18 protein-coding genes and 1 pseudogene are annotated in these 14,128 nt (G+C 65.8%); 6 read left to right on the plus strand and 13 right to left on the minus strand.

Annotation, left to right across the window (positions count from 1 at the left end):
* The first annotated feature begins 108 nt into the window (after positions 1–108).
* The 3 genes from MFF54_RS17185 (at position 109) to MFF54_RS17195 (ending at position 2,580) form a co-directional block, all read left to right on the plus strand.
* Positions 109–966: a Dps family protein gene (locus MFF54_RS17185; RefSeq protein WP_012455896.1), complete on the plus strand. Its 858-nt coding sequence runs from the start codon at positions 109–111 to the stop codon at positions 964–966.
* A 367-nt stretch (positions 967–1,333) separates the two neighbouring features.
* Positions 1,334–1,879, plus strand: a complete 546-nt coding sequence (locus MFF54_RS17190; RefSeq protein WP_012455895.1) for a cytochrome b — start codon at positions 1,334–1,336, stop codon at positions 1,877–1,879.
* Positions 1,880–1,884: 5 nt separating this feature from the next.
* Positions 1,885–2,580 carry a VIT1/CCC1 transporter family protein gene (locus MFF54_RS17195; RefSeq protein WP_012455894.1) on the plus strand — a complete coding sequence of 232 codons (696 nt, stop codon included), beginning with the start codon at positions 1,885–1,887 and terminating at the stop codon, positions 2,578–2,580.
* On the opposite strand, the gene MFF54_RS17200 is transcribed toward MFF54_RS17195, so the two are convergent.
* On the minus strand, positions 2,581–2,832 hold the full coding sequence (locus MFF54_RS17200; RefSeq protein ID WP_012455893.1) for a hypothetical protein: 252 nt from the start codon (positions 2,830–2,832) through the stop codon (positions 2,581–2,583).
* Between the two features lie 367 nt (positions 2,833–3,199).
* Between MFF54_RS17200 and MFF54_RS17205 the strand changes: the two genes are divergently transcribed.
* A complete protein-coding gene (locus MFF54_RS17205) occupies positions 3,200–3,343 on the plus strand; it encodes a hypothetical protein (RefSeq protein ID WP_017484325.1) in 144 nt (47 codons plus the stop codon).
* A gap of 126 nt (positions 3,344–3,469) precedes the next feature.
* Here the strand turns inward: MFF54_RS17205 and MFF54_RS27820 are convergent.
* From MFF54_RS27820 to MFF54_RS17265, 12 genes and pseudogenes are all read right to left on the minus strand, one after another.
* Positions 3,470–4,181, minus strand: a pseudogene (locus MFF54_RS27820) (hypothetical protein).
* Positions 4,182–4,702: 521 nt separating this feature from the next.
* The gene (locus MFF54_RS17215) at positions 4,703–4,885 is read right to left on the minus strand and encodes an SRPBCC family protein (protein ID WP_017484328.1); all 183 of its coding nucleotides are present in this window, start codon (positions 4,883–4,885) and stop codon (positions 4,703–4,705) included.
* A 167-nt stretch (positions 4,886–5,052) separates the two neighbouring features.
* Positions 5,053–5,514: a DsrE family protein gene (locus MFF54_RS17220; RefSeq protein WP_003597852.1), complete on the minus strand. Its 462-nt coding sequence runs from the start codon at positions 5,512–5,514 to the stop codon at positions 5,053–5,055.
* Between the two features lie 62 nt (positions 5,515–5,576).
* The gene (locus MFF54_RS17225) at positions 5,577–6,527 is read right to left on the minus strand and encodes an MBL fold metallo-hydrolase (RefSeq protein ID WP_012455892.1); all 951 of its coding nucleotides are present in this window, start codon (positions 6,525–6,527) and stop codon (positions 5,577–5,579) included.
* On the minus strand, positions 6,524–7,201 hold the full coding sequence (locus tag MFF54_RS17230) for a c-type cytochrome (RefSeq protein WP_012455891.1): 678 nt from the start codon (positions 7,199–7,201) through the stop codon (positions 6,524–6,526). The genes MFF54_RS17225 and MFF54_RS17230 overlap by 4 nt, the downstream gene beginning before the upstream one ends.
* A complete protein-coding gene (gene soxC, locus MFF54_RS17235; RefSeq protein ID WP_003597857.1) occupies positions 7,185–8,477 on the minus strand; it encodes a sulfite dehydrogenase in 1,293 nt (430 codons plus the stop codon). The genes MFF54_RS17230 and soxC overlap by 17 nt, the downstream gene beginning before the upstream one ends.
* A 53-nt stretch (positions 8,478–8,530) precedes the next feature.
* Positions 8,531–10,210 carry a thiosulfohydrolase SoxB gene (soxB, locus tag MFF54_RS17240; protein WP_003597858.1) on the minus strand — a complete coding sequence of 560 codons (1,680 nt, stop codon included), beginning with the start codon at positions 10,208–10,210 and terminating at the stop codon, positions 8,531–8,533.
* Positions 10,211–10,225: 15 nt separating this feature from the next.
* Positions 10,226–11,092, minus strand: a complete 867-nt coding sequence (gene soxA / locus MFF54_RS17245; protein WP_003597860.1) for a sulfur oxidation c-type cytochrome SoxA — start codon at positions 11,090–11,092, stop codon at positions 10,226–10,228.
* A 58-nt stretch (positions 11,093–11,150) separates the two neighbouring features.
* Positions 11,151–11,480, minus strand: a complete 330-nt coding sequence (gene soxZ, locus MFF54_RS17250; RefSeq protein WP_003597861.1) for a thiosulfate oxidation carrier complex protein SoxZ — start codon at positions 11,478–11,480, stop codon at positions 11,151–11,153.
* Between the two features lie 39 nt (positions 11,481–11,519).
* On the minus strand, positions 11,520–11,990 hold the full coding sequence (soxY, locus tag MFF54_RS17255; RefSeq protein ID WP_003597863.1) for a thiosulfate oxidation carrier protein SoxY: 471 nt from the start codon (positions 11,988–11,990) through the stop codon (positions 11,520–11,522).
* Between the two features lie 27 nt (positions 11,991–12,017).
* Entirely contained in the window at positions 12,018–12,494 is a 477-nt protein-coding gene (gene soxX / locus MFF54_RS17260; protein WP_003597865.1) for a sulfur oxidation c-type cytochrome SoxX, read from the minus strand.
* A 167-nt stretch (positions 12,495–12,661) separates the two neighbouring features.
* A complete protein-coding gene (locus MFF54_RS17265; protein WP_003597867.1) occupies positions 12,662–13,237 on the minus strand; it encodes a thioredoxin family protein in 576 nt (191 codons plus the stop codon).
* A 311-nt stretch (positions 13,238–13,548) separates the two neighbouring features.
* On the opposite strand from MFF54_RS17265, the gene MFF54_RS17270 reads away from it, so the two are divergent.
* Positions 13,549–13,836 (plus strand): thioredoxin domain-containing protein, encoded by a 288-nt coding sequence (locus MFF54_RS17270; RefSeq protein WP_012455890.1) that lies wholly within the window; start codon positions 13,549–13,551, stop codon positions 13,834–13,836.
* Positions 13,837–13,869: 33 nt separating this feature from the next.
* Positions 13,870–14,128 (plus strand): ArsR/SmtB family transcription factor (locus tag MFF54_RS17275; protein ID WP_238304054.1); only part of this gene is annotated, 259 nt, incomplete at its 3' end.

The raw sequence follows: 14,128 nt of genomic DNA on the forward strand, positions 1-14,128 counted from the left end.
CGGGTTCATACCGGAACGAGGGGGAGGCCGTGTTCGTCCCAGCTAGGGCTTCCCGGCTGCCCGAAGGCGTGCGGGACCTCACCCAATGCAGCGTTCCCAAGGTTCCCGATGACCCGTCCGATCCACGCCCTGGCGGCCATGCTCCTCCTGGCCTCGACCGTGCTCACACCAGCCCTGGCACGCGAGGCCGCCCCAGCCTCAACCCCCGCCAAGGCGGTCGCCCCCTCCGCCGCACAGATCCTGGCGCGCATGCAGGTCGCCCAGGAAACCACCGCGACCCAGCCCGCGGGTTCACAGGGCCCTAGCAACAAGACCGAGGGCGTTCGCCAGTCCTCGCAGACCCAGGTGACAAGCCGCCAGCCCCTCGGGGCATTCCCGACGAACGAGGTCAGCCGCCAGCCGGTCATCGACCTCGGTGCCGGCGAGGAGGGCATGAAGAAGGACGTCGCCGCCCTTCAGCAGACCCTGACCGAGTTGCAGCAACTCCAGTTGCAGACCAAGCAGGCGCACTGGAACGCATCGGGCACCCTGTACTACCCGCTGCACCTCCTGCTGCAGGAGCACTACGAGGGCCTGTCGAAGTACGCCGACACCATCGCCGAGCGCCTCCTCGCGGTCGGCGTCTCGGCCGACGGGCGCGCGAACACCATCGTGAAGACTTCCGGCGTGCCGGAGATTCCCGGCGGCTTCCTCGACGATGCGCAGATCCTCGTGTGGTTCACCAACGCCTACAAGCGCGTCGGCGAGGAGGTGCACGCGGCCATCAAGACGACCGAGGACGTCGACCCCACCACGTCGAACCTGCTGCAGGAGGTCGAGCACGGGATCGCCAAGTACCAGTGGCAGATGCGGGCGCAGCTCCAGCGGACGCACACCGACCCGAACACCGGCTGGGACCTCAACGACAACAAGCCGGTCGACCTGCAGGGCCAGCAGGCTCCGGCCCAAACACCCGCCAAGCCCTGACGACAGCCAACCCCGCGCCGTCAGGCGCGGGGTTTCCCCTTGACCCGCGATCAGTTTATATTAATTCCAAACTAGAGATGCGCCCCCGGGATCGAACGACGCCTCAGCCTCCCCTCACGCCCGGCCAGCGAGCCATGTTGCTCCGGCTCGACCGGGAGGGACCGCTTGTCTCGCCCAAGCCCTGGGAGATGCGCACGGTCCGGTCCCTGAGGGAACGCGGGTTGATCCGCCCGCGGCTGTCGAGCCGGGACCCGGAGGGTCTCTGGTTCATCAGCGCCAAGGGCAGGCGAGCCATAGCCCCGGCGGGTCCAGCCGTCGGCGACCGTCATCCCCCGGCAGCATCACCGGCGTAGGCAGGATCTCGACCATGAATGCACCCGACGATACGACACGGCCGACGGCGAGATACGACGGCGGCACCATCGCGCTGCATTGGTTGACCGCGGCGCTCGTGCTCGGCCTATGGCTGGTCGGGACGTTCCTCGAAGACCTTGTCCCAAAGAGTGCCCTGCGCTCCGGCATCTGGTCGGCCCATTTCGACCTGGGCTTCGTCCTCACCGGCCTCGTCGTAGCCTTCCTCATCTGGCGGCGGGCCCGGGGCCGCGACCTGCCGGTCGATGACCCTGGGCCCCTTCATCGCCTGGCGAAGGCGACCCACGCCGCGCTCTACGTCCTGCTGCTGGTCATCGTCGGCCTCGGCATCGCCAACGCCTTCGTGCGCGGTGTCTCCCTCGGCCCGGTCAGCCTGCCGCAGATCGGCGACCCGGAGTGGCGGCGGCCCCTGACTCACTGGCACGGGTTGGCCGCCAACGTGCTGATGGTCCTGGCCCTGTTCCACGCGGTCGCCGCCCTCGTGCACCACTACCTCTGGCACGACGCCGTCCTGCGCCGCATGCTGCCCCGGGGATCCTGACGCCCATGCGACCCGTCCACCAGGAGCGGCACCTGATCGACCGCATCGGCTGGCTGCGAGCCGCCGTCCTCGGCGCAAATGACGGCCTCGTCTCCACCGCGAGCCTGATCGTGGGTGTGGCAGCCTCGTCCGCCAACACGGGTGAAATCCTCGTCGCCGGCAGCGCGGGCCTCGTGGCAGGCGCGATGTCGATGGCGGCCGGCGAGTACGTCTCGGTGAGTTCCCAGGCCGACACCGAGCAGGCCGACCTCGCCCGCGAGCAGCGCGAGCTCGGCGACGACCCGGCCGCCGAGTGGGAGGAACTCGCGCGGATCTACGTCGACCGGGGCCTCGACCATGCGCTCGCCTTGCAGGTCGCGGAACAACTGATGGCCAAGGATGCGCTCGGCGCCCATGCCCGGGACGAGCTCGGCATCTCCGAGGTCACGACGGCTCGGCCGGTCCAGGCGGCGCTGACCTCGGCGGCGACCTTCTCGGCCGGCGCGGCCTTACCCCTGGCGACGGCGGCGCTCTCGCCCGGCAACATCGCGGTCTATACGGTGTCGGGGGCCTCGCTGGTATTCCTGGCGGTGCTTGGGGGACTCGGCGCCAAGGCGGGCGGCGCCCCCATCGCCCGGGCGACGGCGCGGGTGACCTTCTGGGGCGTACTGGCCATGGCCGTCACGGCAGGAATCGGGAGCCTGGTCGGCAAGGCCGTCTGACTACCGCTGCGGATCGTGGCAGTGCATCTTCGGCGGCGCGGTCGCGCAATCGATGGAGCACGTCTGGTCGGGCCGGCAGAACCACTGCAGGGCGCCGGTCTTCAGACACGAGCCGGAACAGTGCCGGTGGGCCGCGTTCGTTGGTTCGACGAAGGACGCCGGCGCGTCCGGTGACGCCGCAGGTTGCTGGGCGAACGCTGCAGGCACGACCGCGAGTTGAACCAGCAGGAACCAACGCAAACGTCTCGCCATCGCAGTCTCCTCGAAAAGCGGCAGGCACACGCCGCATGTCTGCGACGACGATGCAGTGTGTAGTCGAGCTGCATTTAGCAACTGAAGATGTGAATGAAATTGACTAAAATCAATTTCATCGAATGCCGGCACCGACAATAGCGAGTGGCGGCAAGCACTTCAATGCTCATGTTGGAGAAGTGCTTGCCTGGCCTTGGGCAAGCCGGAACTGCTTTACCGCAGGTGGTGTTTCCGGCGGCGCTTCCGTCCGCGCTTTTCCCGGGGCGGGCCGCGCCATTCAAGGGAGGTTCCCGTCGATGGACAAGCCAGTCGCTGCCTGATCGGGGCCGTCAACCTGCTCGCGGCCGCCGACCCAGCACAGGCCGCGATGCCTGCCCAGACCGTGCTAACCGCGGCCATGCGTGCCGAGAGCTACGCCGACCTGCCCAAGCCCATCCCCGACGCTGTGGCGCTCCTAAAGGAGCCGGACGAGGTCGCGGCGAAGGCCAAACCGCTACTTGCCGCCTCTTAGGGCGAGGCCACGGTACAGCAGGCGCAATACTACTATCATCGCCACCATCACCATCACTGCTGCGACATGCCGTACGGGTACAGAGCCTGATGCGGCGGGGTGGATGGTTCCGCACCCCGCCCAGCCTTACCGCTGGCTCTTGGCGGCGCCTAGGATGCGCCGGTAGGTTCCGCCGAACACGGTGTGGGTCGCCGAGGTCCACTGCGAGTCCGCCGCCAGCGTCTCGCGGCTGGGGTAGATGCGTCGCGATTGGAGTTCGCGCTCGGCGCCTCCTCTTCGTTCATCGCCATGAGCTCGAAATCGGCCTCAACCGAGACGACGGACACCTGCATGAACGGCTCGTCCTTCCGGAAGATATGCCTGCGGCCTTCGTCCGGGGCCTTGAACACCATGAAGTACATCGTCGGCCCCCAGTGCCGGATGAGTGCCGGCATTGCGACCGGCACTGTTCCGGTCCAGTCGGTGTAGAAGCGTGGGTGGATCTCGGTCCTGATCACCTAATTCTCCTCGACCCTTAGGTCGATGAGGATCCGATAGGCGTAGTAGGCCTCGCCGAAGCTCCAGAGCGGCGGCCTTTGCGGTCCCGGTCCGCCGGGCTCGGCGAAATTCCCTCAAAGACCAGTCTTGCGGCCCTGGTGCTCACGCCCAATTCGGCGTCGTAGGCGTAGAACAGCTCGATCCCGCCTTTGACCGCTTCCAAGAGCGGGATGCAGTGCCAGGCATAATCCTGCGAGCCTTCTGTGCGGGGCTCCGGATCGCCCGCCCAACCGGGAATTTTCAAGCGCGTCCGCCGGGGCGGCAGCCCCGGCTCGATCAGCCTGACCTTCACCTGTCGCATTCTCGACCGTCCCTTCGATGTCGCCCTGGAAGATAGGAGGTCAGAGGAACGGTTCGGCGCGAAGCAACACCATGTGATCGCCCAGTCAGGTCGCTGCGGGGCGTAGCAGTACGTTGGCGACGCCCTGGGTGTGATCCGCGTCTTACTCGACGGTGACGGATTTTGATCTAGGCCGATCCCGCTCCAAGTGCGAAAGAGCGGCCCCAAAATCTCTGCGCCTGCCGACGTGATTACTGGGACTTGTCGGCGATGACCCTCGGGCCCGCCTCCTAGACTTCAGCAATTGTCTCCTTGGCTTTAGCATCAAAGGCCCCCTTGGGCTTGACGTTTCCGGCCCAGGATACCTTCGATCCGCTCCCGTCCTTCTACACTATGAGCATGGACTTATAGCTCTACACAGGCAGCGGGCGGGAGATTATCGTGCATGTGTAGTCTATCTTCTTGTCGCCGCGGAACTGTTCTTCCTCCATGATGGTGTCACTGCCCTTCATCGACAATGTTCACTCCTGCCTGCCGCCTTTCTAAGACAGCACCCACTTCTCGATGACGAGGTGCCAGTTGCCGATGCCGCAAAACCCGCCAACCATCTTCCAGACCGCTTCGGGCGATGCAGGCACCATCACGCTCTTCGTCACTTCAATCGCAAGGGCAGGCGTGACGACGACCATGGCCAGCGCCACGGCGGGGACGGCGATTCCGAGCATTCATCGGTTCCTGTAAAACCTTGAGCGCGTCGTGTGCGCCGAGGAACCAGCTACTGCGCGACCGAAGGCGGACTACGCCAAACGCGGATGTGTGAACGGTGCACTCGATGTACCCCTGAGGCAGTCTCGCGACCAACCAATGGCTAGCCTTCGGCGACCCGGCGCGATCAAACGCGGAGATAGCTCCAACCTGCCTCCTGAAGTGCCACGAGACGGACTGCACCAGCCGAAACGATGCCGACGTGTGGCAGTAATTCCAGAGGGTGCCCCTCTGCCTTCTCCATGGCTTTGATGGTGTTGCCGCAGGCCGAGAGTACGATTCCCGGCACGCTCTCGGTGATGGAGTGGATCCTCGACGTCACGGGCGATGTGTCGGCCCGCAGCATGTGCAGACCCGGCCCATAGGCAACGATCTCGACCTCAAGCTCCTCGGCCTGATTGCTGTATTCGCGTGCGAGATTGACCGCGTTGTTGAGGGCGAGGTCGAACACGCCGTTCTCGCGAGAACTGACCTGCAGTGCGACCCGATGGGTCTTGGGGTCAGCCGATTGGGTCGCCGAGGCCCTGCTCGCCACGAGCCAAGCCATCAGCGCGGCCAGTCCGGACACGCCCCTACGCGACAGCATCATCGTGTCCACTCCGTTCGCGAACGGTCCTGTTCCGACAGGAATATTCCTGCGAAATCGTGTCGTCAGGTTTGTACGAAGCGATAACTCGCACCAACGCGCTCGACACGTCCGACGCCTGAGCTCGGGAGGTGAAAGCCGACAAGCGTCATCCGCTCATTCGCCAAGCGGTCCAGCAGGGTGAGGCGGGTACGCGCCGCGAGGTCACGGTCGAGATCGCTTCCGAAGGCCCAGGCGGGGCGGCGGAACGACACAACCGCGTGGCTCAAGGCATCCCCGCCGATCAGTACCTGCTCCCGACCGGCTTCGACAAGGACGGAGGCGTGACCGGGCGTATGCCCCGGCGTCGCGACGTAGGTGAGGCCGGGAGCGATGCTTTCGCCGGGCTTACGGCGCTCCACCTTCGCCTCAAGGCGTCGCAGGGTCCGTCGCGAGCCTACGGAGAGGCCCTTAAGCCAATCCGGTACGCGGGTCTCGACATCCTCGCGGGTCCAGAAATCCCATTCCGCGGCCGGCACGACGTAGCGGGCATTGGGAAACCGTTCGCTGTCGTCGAAATCATCGACCGCGCCCCAGAGATGATCGGGATGGGCGTGCGTGAACACCACCTGGGTGATCGCCTCACGTGAGATGTTCCGGCTCTCCAGCGTCTCGCCGAGCTTGCCGGCCGTGGGCTGGAACGAGTTGCCCGAGCCGGCATCGATCAGAATGACTTCCGAGCCGATCCGAACGAGGCTCGGGTTCGTCGGAATCGGGGTGGCCTCCGCGGGCTGACCCTCGGCCTTAAAGACGGCTTCAACTTCCGCGCGCGGCGTGTCGGGCAGCATGAAGGCGAGGGAGGAGGACAGCGTGCCGTCGCTCGCCGTCTCCACGGAGGCGGCGCCGACCCTGAGCGCCGCTGTCTGGTTCGCCGAAGCGCGGCGGACGGGCCACGCGCCCGCGAAGCCCGCTGCGAGGCCACCCAAGAACAACCGCCTGTCGCAGCGCGTTCCCGCGGAGTTGGGACGGCTCGTCATTGGACCGGCGGGGCCTTCTTCGCGGGTTCGGCAGCCTTGTCTGGCGTCACGTCGAGGATGCGAGCGCGGCTCGTGATGGACGCTTCCTTCGGCAGGCAGTTCGTCATGCAGGGCTTGGCCGTCCAGAACTCCTTCTCCGCCGTCTCGCGGTCGTCCATGAAGAAGTTTTTCTCGTTAGGCAGGCGGATGCTGGCGAGGTTCTTCTCGTTCAGCTCGAAGTCCTGATCCTTCAGAATGTCGTTGAGATAGAGGAGATAGGCGGTGACCGAGTATGTCTCGTCCGGCGTGAGGGTCTGTGCCGCGCCGAACGGCATTGCCCGGTGAATGAAATCGAAGACGGTCGAGGCGTAGGGCCAGTAGGACCCGATGGTCTTAACCGGACTGTCGGACTTCAACGTGCCGGACCCACCGGCGAGCTCCGGCCACCGTCCCGCGCCCTCGCCGAACTCGCCATGGCAGCTGGCGCAGCGCTCCTGGAAGACCGTCTCGCCGAGCGCCGCGGTTCCCTTGCCGACAGGAAGCCCCTGGCCGTCCGGCCGCACGTCAATGTCCCAGCCCTTGATCTCCTCCGGCGTCGCGACGCGGCCGATGTTCAGACGCTCCGCCGCCACCGGCGTGGCCGCGAGGAGGACGGTCGCAAGGGCGGCCGAAAGACGGTTACGCGACCTCGACATTCTCGATCTCCCCGCTGGGCAGCACGTGCCAGGTCTGGATGCCGTTGTTGTGGTAGATCGAGTTCAGGCCGCGGTGTTGGCGCAGGGCCGCCTTGGTCGGCTGGACGTAGCCGGTCTCGTCCATGGCGCGGGACTGGATCAGCAGCGGATCGCCGTTCCAGTCGAACTCATAATAGAAACGCGTCAGCGCCTTATCGAGGACCGGCCCGTCGAGCCGCGCGGCCCGCCAGTTGCGGCCGCCATCGAGCGAGACGTCCACGCCCTTGATCGCGCCCCGCCCCGACCACGCCAAGCCCGAAAGCACGGTGAAGCCCTTACCGTGGATGGGCGCCTGCGGACTCGGATTGGTGATGACGGACTTCGCGTCCATGGCCCAGGTGAAGCGCCGCGCCTGACCGTCCGGCATGAGTGCCGTGTACTTCGACGTCTCCTCGCGGGTGTGCCAGGGCTCGTCGCCGACCTTGATCCGGCGCAGCCACTTCACCCACATGTTGCCTTGCCATCCCGGCAGGACGAGGCGGAGCGGATAGCCGTGCTCGGGATAGAGCGCCTCTCCGTTCATGGCGTAGGCGACGATGGCGTCGTCGAACGCTTTCTCGATCGGCACGGAGCGGGTCATCGCCGCGGCGTCGGCGCCCTCCGGCAACAGCCACTTGGCGTTGGTCTTGAGACCGGCTTCTTCGAGCAAGCGCTTGAGCGGGACGCCCGTGTACATGACGCAGTGGATCATGCCGTGGGTGAACTGACAGCCGTTGAGCTGCGCGCCCTTCCACTCCATGCCGGAATTGGCCGCGCATTCGAGGAACGCGATCCGGTTGACGCGGGGGAAGCGCTTGATGTCCTCCAGCGTCAGCATCAGCGGCTTCTCGACGAGGCCGTGGATCATCAACCGATGCTCGGACGGATCGATCTCGGCGATGCCGCCATGGTGGCGCTCGAAGCCCAGGCCGTTCGGGGTGATGATTCCCTCCAGCTGGTGCAGCGGCGTGAAGCTGACCGAACTCTGGCGCGAGGCGGTCAGCCATTCGACGTCGCGGCGGATCACGTCCACCTCGAACTTCGACGGGCGGCCGTAGGGCCGGCTGACGACACCCTCACCGAGCGACTGCGACCATTCCGGTACGCTCGGCGGAAGGTTCTTCGCGTCCGGCGCGGCGGCTGCGCGGCCCGCAAAAGCCCCCGTGCCGACCGCTCCGCCGAGGGCGAGGCCGGTGCGCAGGAAGGATCTTCGAGAGGTTGGCCCGGACGGATCGGGGCGCGGCTTCGGTTCAGACATCGGCCTCTCCGAACTGTTTCAAGTATAGCAATGTGTGAATATATTGGAGACGACTAGGCGCCACGGACGGTGACCTGCGCGGGCGTCGGGTTCACCGTTCCCTTGGCCTTGATGTGCGAGGAGACGACGTCCCAGATCGGCGGGCCGTCGGTGCCCTCGTTGACGCTCGCCCATCCTGCCACGGTGTAGCTGGTGCCAGCCTCGATGGGTTTGCCGGTGCGCAGGAGGGTGAGGTCTGAGATGCGGCTGCCGGCCGGGCGAGCGACGTCGATGGCGTAGGACACGCCGCCCACCCGCACCATGTCGCCACCTTGCTGGTAGTACGGATCGGCGTTGAAGAGGTTGTCGGCCACGTCCTCCAGCACCTCCTTCAGCCGGGCGCCGGTCATCGGCATCCGATAAGCCGCCGGGTAGGTGATGGCGGTGGCGTTGTAGACGTCCTCGCGGGTTATCGACTGGCCGGGCAGGAGGGTCGTGCCCCAGCGGAAGCCGGGCGAGAGGGCAATCTCAGCCTCTCGCTCGGACAGGAGCGCATCGCAGATCATGTCGTCGAGCGTGCCGTTGAAGTTGCCCCGCCGGTAGAGCAGGGCCTCGGTCCGGCCGAGTTCCTCCTTCAGCATCGCCTCGTGGGGCGCACGGATCGACCGGATCTTGGCCGCCATCGTCTTCTCTGGGGCGATGATATCGGAGAAGATCGGGATGAGCTTCGAACGGTAGCCCTTCACGGCCCCGTCCCGCACGTCGAGGTCGACGCGGGTGAGGAACTTGCCGTGGCTGCCCGAGGCGATGAGTAGGGTGTTGCCGACCTTTACCGCCTGAGGCAGCGCGTCGTGCGTGTGTCCGGTGAGTACGACGTCGATTCCCTTCACCCGCGAGGCGAGCTTGCGGTCCACGTCGAAGCCGTTGTGGGAGAGCAGCACGACGAGGTCGGCGCCCTCCTTCCGGGCCTTGTCGACGCTCGCTTGCACGTCCTCCTCGCGGATGCCGAAGGACCAGCCGGGGATCATCCAGCGAGGGTTGGCGATGGGCGTGTAGGGAAAGGCCTGCCCGATCACCGCGACCTTCGCGCCGCCGCGCTCGAACATCTTCGTGGCCTCGAAGGCCGGCTCGTTCCATTCGGCGTCGCGAACGTTCTGGCCCAGGAACGGGCAGCCGAGCCCGTCCACGATCTCCTTAACCCGTTCGGTGCCGAGGGTGAACTCCCAGTGGCCCGTCATGGCGTCGGGCTTCAGCAGCGCCATGCAGTCGACCATGTCCTGGCCCTTGCTCACCATCGAGGTGTAGCTGTTCTGCCAAGTGTCGCCGCCGTCCAGGAACAGCACCTTGTCGCCTCGCTCGGCGCGGATCGCGTCGAGCACCGTGGCGATCCGGTCGAGGCCGCCCATCCGGCCATAGCTGCGGGCCAGCGCGACGTAGTCCTCCGGCGTGAGCGCATAGGCCAGCGGCGAGCCGCCGGGGATGCCGTAGAGGTCGAGGTAGGCGCGTCCGGTGACGTGGGGGACCTGACCGCGCGCCTCGCCCATCCCGAGGTTGGTCGAGGGCTCGCGGAACAGCACGGGCCGCAACTGCGCGTGGATGTCGGTGAGATGGACCAGGGTGACGTTGCCCATCGGCTCGAAGGCCAGGAGGTCGTCCTGGGTCAGGCGCTGCTGGGCGAAGGCGCGGGTCCAGCCCGTCGGCACCAGGGCCGCGGTGGCGGCGGCGATCTGCAGGAAGTCGCGGCGTGAGGTCATGGCAGGATCAGGCCCTCAGTTGCGCACGGCGGGCGTCTCGACCGGAAGGCCGAGGCCGCGCCACGCGACGTAGGTCTCCAGGGCGAGGAACTCGTCGGAGAGCGGCTTGAACGGCGTGGCCCGGACGTCCTGCATGCAACCTTCCATGCGCTCGTGGAGCGGCACCAGCCGCTGGTCGCGCAGGCGGTAGACGGGGAATCCGTTGCTCTGCCCCTGGCTGAGGAAGTCGGCCCGGAGATACTTGCCGTGGTTCTTCTCGTGGCAGCTCGCGCAAGCGAGATCGAGTTGGCCGTTCCGCTGGTAGTAGAGCGATTGTCCTCGCTCGAACCAGGGCGTCATGGGCCCGTCCACCTTCACGGCGACCGGCATCCCGCGGGACTGGTTACGGACGTAGGTGGTCATGGCCGTAAGTTCGGACGAGCCGAAGGCCCAGGGCTCGGCTTTCAGGGCGCCGCTGCGGCAGATGTTGATCCGCTGCTCCAGATTGACCGGCTTGCCGAGCTTCTCGTTCCACTTCGGATAGGCCGCCGCGACGCCCTTCATCGAGGTCGATGCCTCGTTGTGGCAGCTCGCACAGGACTTTCCCGCCGCGCCATCGACCTTCGACCAGAGTTCCTCTCCCTGCTCCACGGCGAGGAAGCCCGGATTGTTGAAGTCGTCGGCCTGCATGTCCTGCGTTTCCTTGGAGCGGAAATACAGGCCGGAGACAACTTCATCAAACGGGGAATTCGGGTTCTGGACCTTGAGGCCGTGCGCCTGCCAGGCCGGACGCTCGGACCCTTCCTTAGCGGCGGGCGCGGAGGGCATGTCCTGCGCATGGGGTGCGACGGCCAGCGCGACGAGCGCGAGCGCGGTGACGGCAAAGGGAATGGGGCGGACCATTGCGAGGGCTCCGGCGCGGCGGGGGAGGCGCTCCGGGGCAATCGGCCCCGGGCGCGCGTCAGGCGACCTTGATCTGCTCGGTGGCCTGGGTCTTCGACCCGTCGTCATCGATCCAAGTGAAGGTCAGCGTGCCGGTTTCCTCGGGTCTGATCTTGAACTGGAAGTAGGGGTTGGCGGAGACCGCGCTCTCTATGTCGGCGCTGAAGATCGTCTTGCCATTCAGGTCGCAGGTGAACTTATTCAGGATCTTGCGCGGGATCGTCTTCCCGTCCTTGTCCTTGCGCTGGCCGGATTCCATCGTGTGTGAGACGAGCGTCTTCACCTCGATGATGTCTCCCTTTGCGACATCCTTCTTGTCCAGTTTGATCCGCGGCTTCACGTCGGCCATGTGGTCCTCCCGTCCTCGTTCGATGCTGTTGCGTGTGGGTTAGCCGCCGCAGCCGCCGATGGTGACCTTCACCTGGCGGACGTCGCTGAAGACCGAGCCGTCGTTCATGCGGGCGACCGCGATGACGTTCTGCGTCTCGGCAAGACGGATGCGCGTGTTCGCCTCGGCGACGCTCGACGGCGTGAAGTGGAAGCTGATGACGCCGGGGTTCGGATTGCCCTCGGCAACGATCATCACCTCCTCGACATAGCTCTCCGGCGTCATCGGCACGTCGACGCTCACCGTCATCGGTACGGTGTTGCCGTTCTCGGCGATCTCGGGGAGTTCGAGCTTGACCTTGCCCCTCACGGGCTCCTTGCCGCGGGTGAAGGCCTTGATGGCCTCATCGGTCGCAGGCTTCGCGGCCAGGGCCGGTCCAGCGCGGAAGGCGAAGGCGGTTGCCACGACGGCTCCGGTGCCGAAGGCCAGGGCTTGGCGGCGGTTCAATGCGGGGATCTTGGCAGAGGTCATGGGAAGCGGCTCCTTCAGCCCGCGAGATCACTTCAGGGTCGTGAGGTAGGCGACGACGTCCTCGACCTGCTGCGCGGTCAGGATCGGCTTGCCCTGGAACTCGGGACGCACGCGATGAAGGCCCTCGATCCGGTAGAAGGCAGGCATCACGGTCGCCTCGGTGAAGACGTGCTTCGGGTTGACGACGATCATGCGCAGATGCGCCGCGTCCCACCGTTCGGCGACGCCGTCGAGGGAGGGTCCGATCTCGCCGTGAAAGGACTCGGTGCTCAGCGAAGAGACCTGATGGCAGCCGAGGCAGTTGCCCTGGCGGCGGTTCACCACGACCTTGGCGCCGGCCGCCGCATTCCCCGGCTTGTCGGTAAGCGGCTCGGGGATCGCGTCGCTGCCGTCGACGGCCACGACCTTGAACGGTGCAAGCCCGGTTGAAGCCGTCTCGGCTCCGGCGGCGGTCGCGAGGACGCAAAGTCCTGCGAGCGCAAAGGCTGTGATCGGCCTACGCATCTGGCGTTTCCTCGGTGCGCCGTCATTGCGGCGGGTGCGGTCGTTTCGAACCGCACGCACTGCCGATGGGCGAACCAATCGACATATGCGAATATTTGCAAGTTTGACGCTTATCGCTTTCGAGTCAAGCGTTAATCAGGAGGCCACCGATCATCGCGGCCGAACTGTTAGCCCCGCCGCGCCGCCTCCGGGGAGCGCAGGTAGTCCTGCAGGTTCGTACGCTCGTAGGCTCGCTCGGCCACGAAGGCGAAGGTTCGCCGGAACTCCTCAGGCGCGACATAACCCCGAAGGCGCAGGACCTCGCGCTGCTGAGGCGGCTTGTCCGCGAGCGTCGATTCTTCCGCCGGGAAAAACTGTATGCTCGGCGTGGAGTAGATCCCGTATTTCTCCGCGAAGCCCTTTTCGGAAAGGGTCTGCCCGTCAAAATCGGTGACTTCGCGCGAACCGATGAAGTTCAACTGCAGGATATCGAAACGCTCGCGGATATACGTGCTCGTCGCCCGATCCGCGAAGTTCACGAGGTGGATCTGCTTGCAGTAGGGACAGCCCTTCAACTCCCAAAGGACGGCAAGACGTTTGCCGTGGTCCCGGGCCGCCCTCAGATCGTCCGACAGGTCGAGGAAGCTTTCGAGGAACCAGGGCTCCCGGTAGAGACCGTCATCGCCCTGGATCGCCTGGGCCATGGCTTTGGAAGGCAGGCCAAGCGCGAGGGCACCCGCAAGGAACCGGCGCCGGGTCGACATGACGTCCCCTCCAAATATTCTTGTTCGTGCATGTGTAGTGCGAATTTCCCGCATCTGGCAATCCGTTGCCCCTGATACCCGCTGCTGCTGTGGCTTTGAGAGGAGGCGAGGTGAAGGGGCGATTGAGTCCGCTGTTCCGGGGCCAATCACAATCCCGGCGGCCACGTCGCTTCCACTCGAACACATTCGATTTTTGCTATATCAAAGTGATGGTCTTGAGCTTGGGAAGGTCGATGCGGGAAACGAGGCGGGCAGTCATGGCGGGGGCTTGGGGGGGCGCCCTATGGCCTTGCTCCGTCGAGGCCGCCGAAATGGTCAAATTCGAGCGGCGCGGCTGCCCGTGGTGCAAGGTGTGGGACAAGGAGATCGGGCCGATCTATCCGAAGACGGATATCGGGAAGCGGGCGCCGTTGCGCCGTGTCGATCTCGACGCAGGCATCCCTCCCGGACTCACGCTCAAGCGCCCGATCCTCTACACACCGACATTCGTCCTCATCGAAGGCGGCGCCGAGGTCGACCGGATCGAGGGCTATCCGGGCGAGGAGTTTTTCTGGGGGCGGGCCGAGCGGTTGCTGAAACAGCTACCGGCTTCCCCGTGACGGGTTTTAGACGGCAAGGAAAAGGGTGAGATGATGCCGTTGCAGCAAGCGCAGCCGGTGACGAGCGCCGAGGCCCCGGGCAGCCTCGACCTGGAACTGTTGCTGGCCAATGCACGTGATGCCAGCGAGCTGCTGAAGGCTCTCGGCCACGAGGCGCGCCTTGTTATCCTTTGCCTGTTGGTCGAGGGCGAGCGCTCAGTCTCGGAACTGGAGCAACTGCTGAACCTGCGCCAGCCCGCCGTGTCCCAGCAGTTGGCGCGGTTGCGGGCCTCGACGAGATCGTCGGCCCGCA

The sequence above is a fragment of the Methylobacterium gregans genome, from assembly GCF_022179245.1.
GTDB lineage: Bacteria > Pseudomonadota > Alphaproteobacteria > Rhizobiales > Beijerinckiaceae > Methylobacterium > Methylobacterium gregans.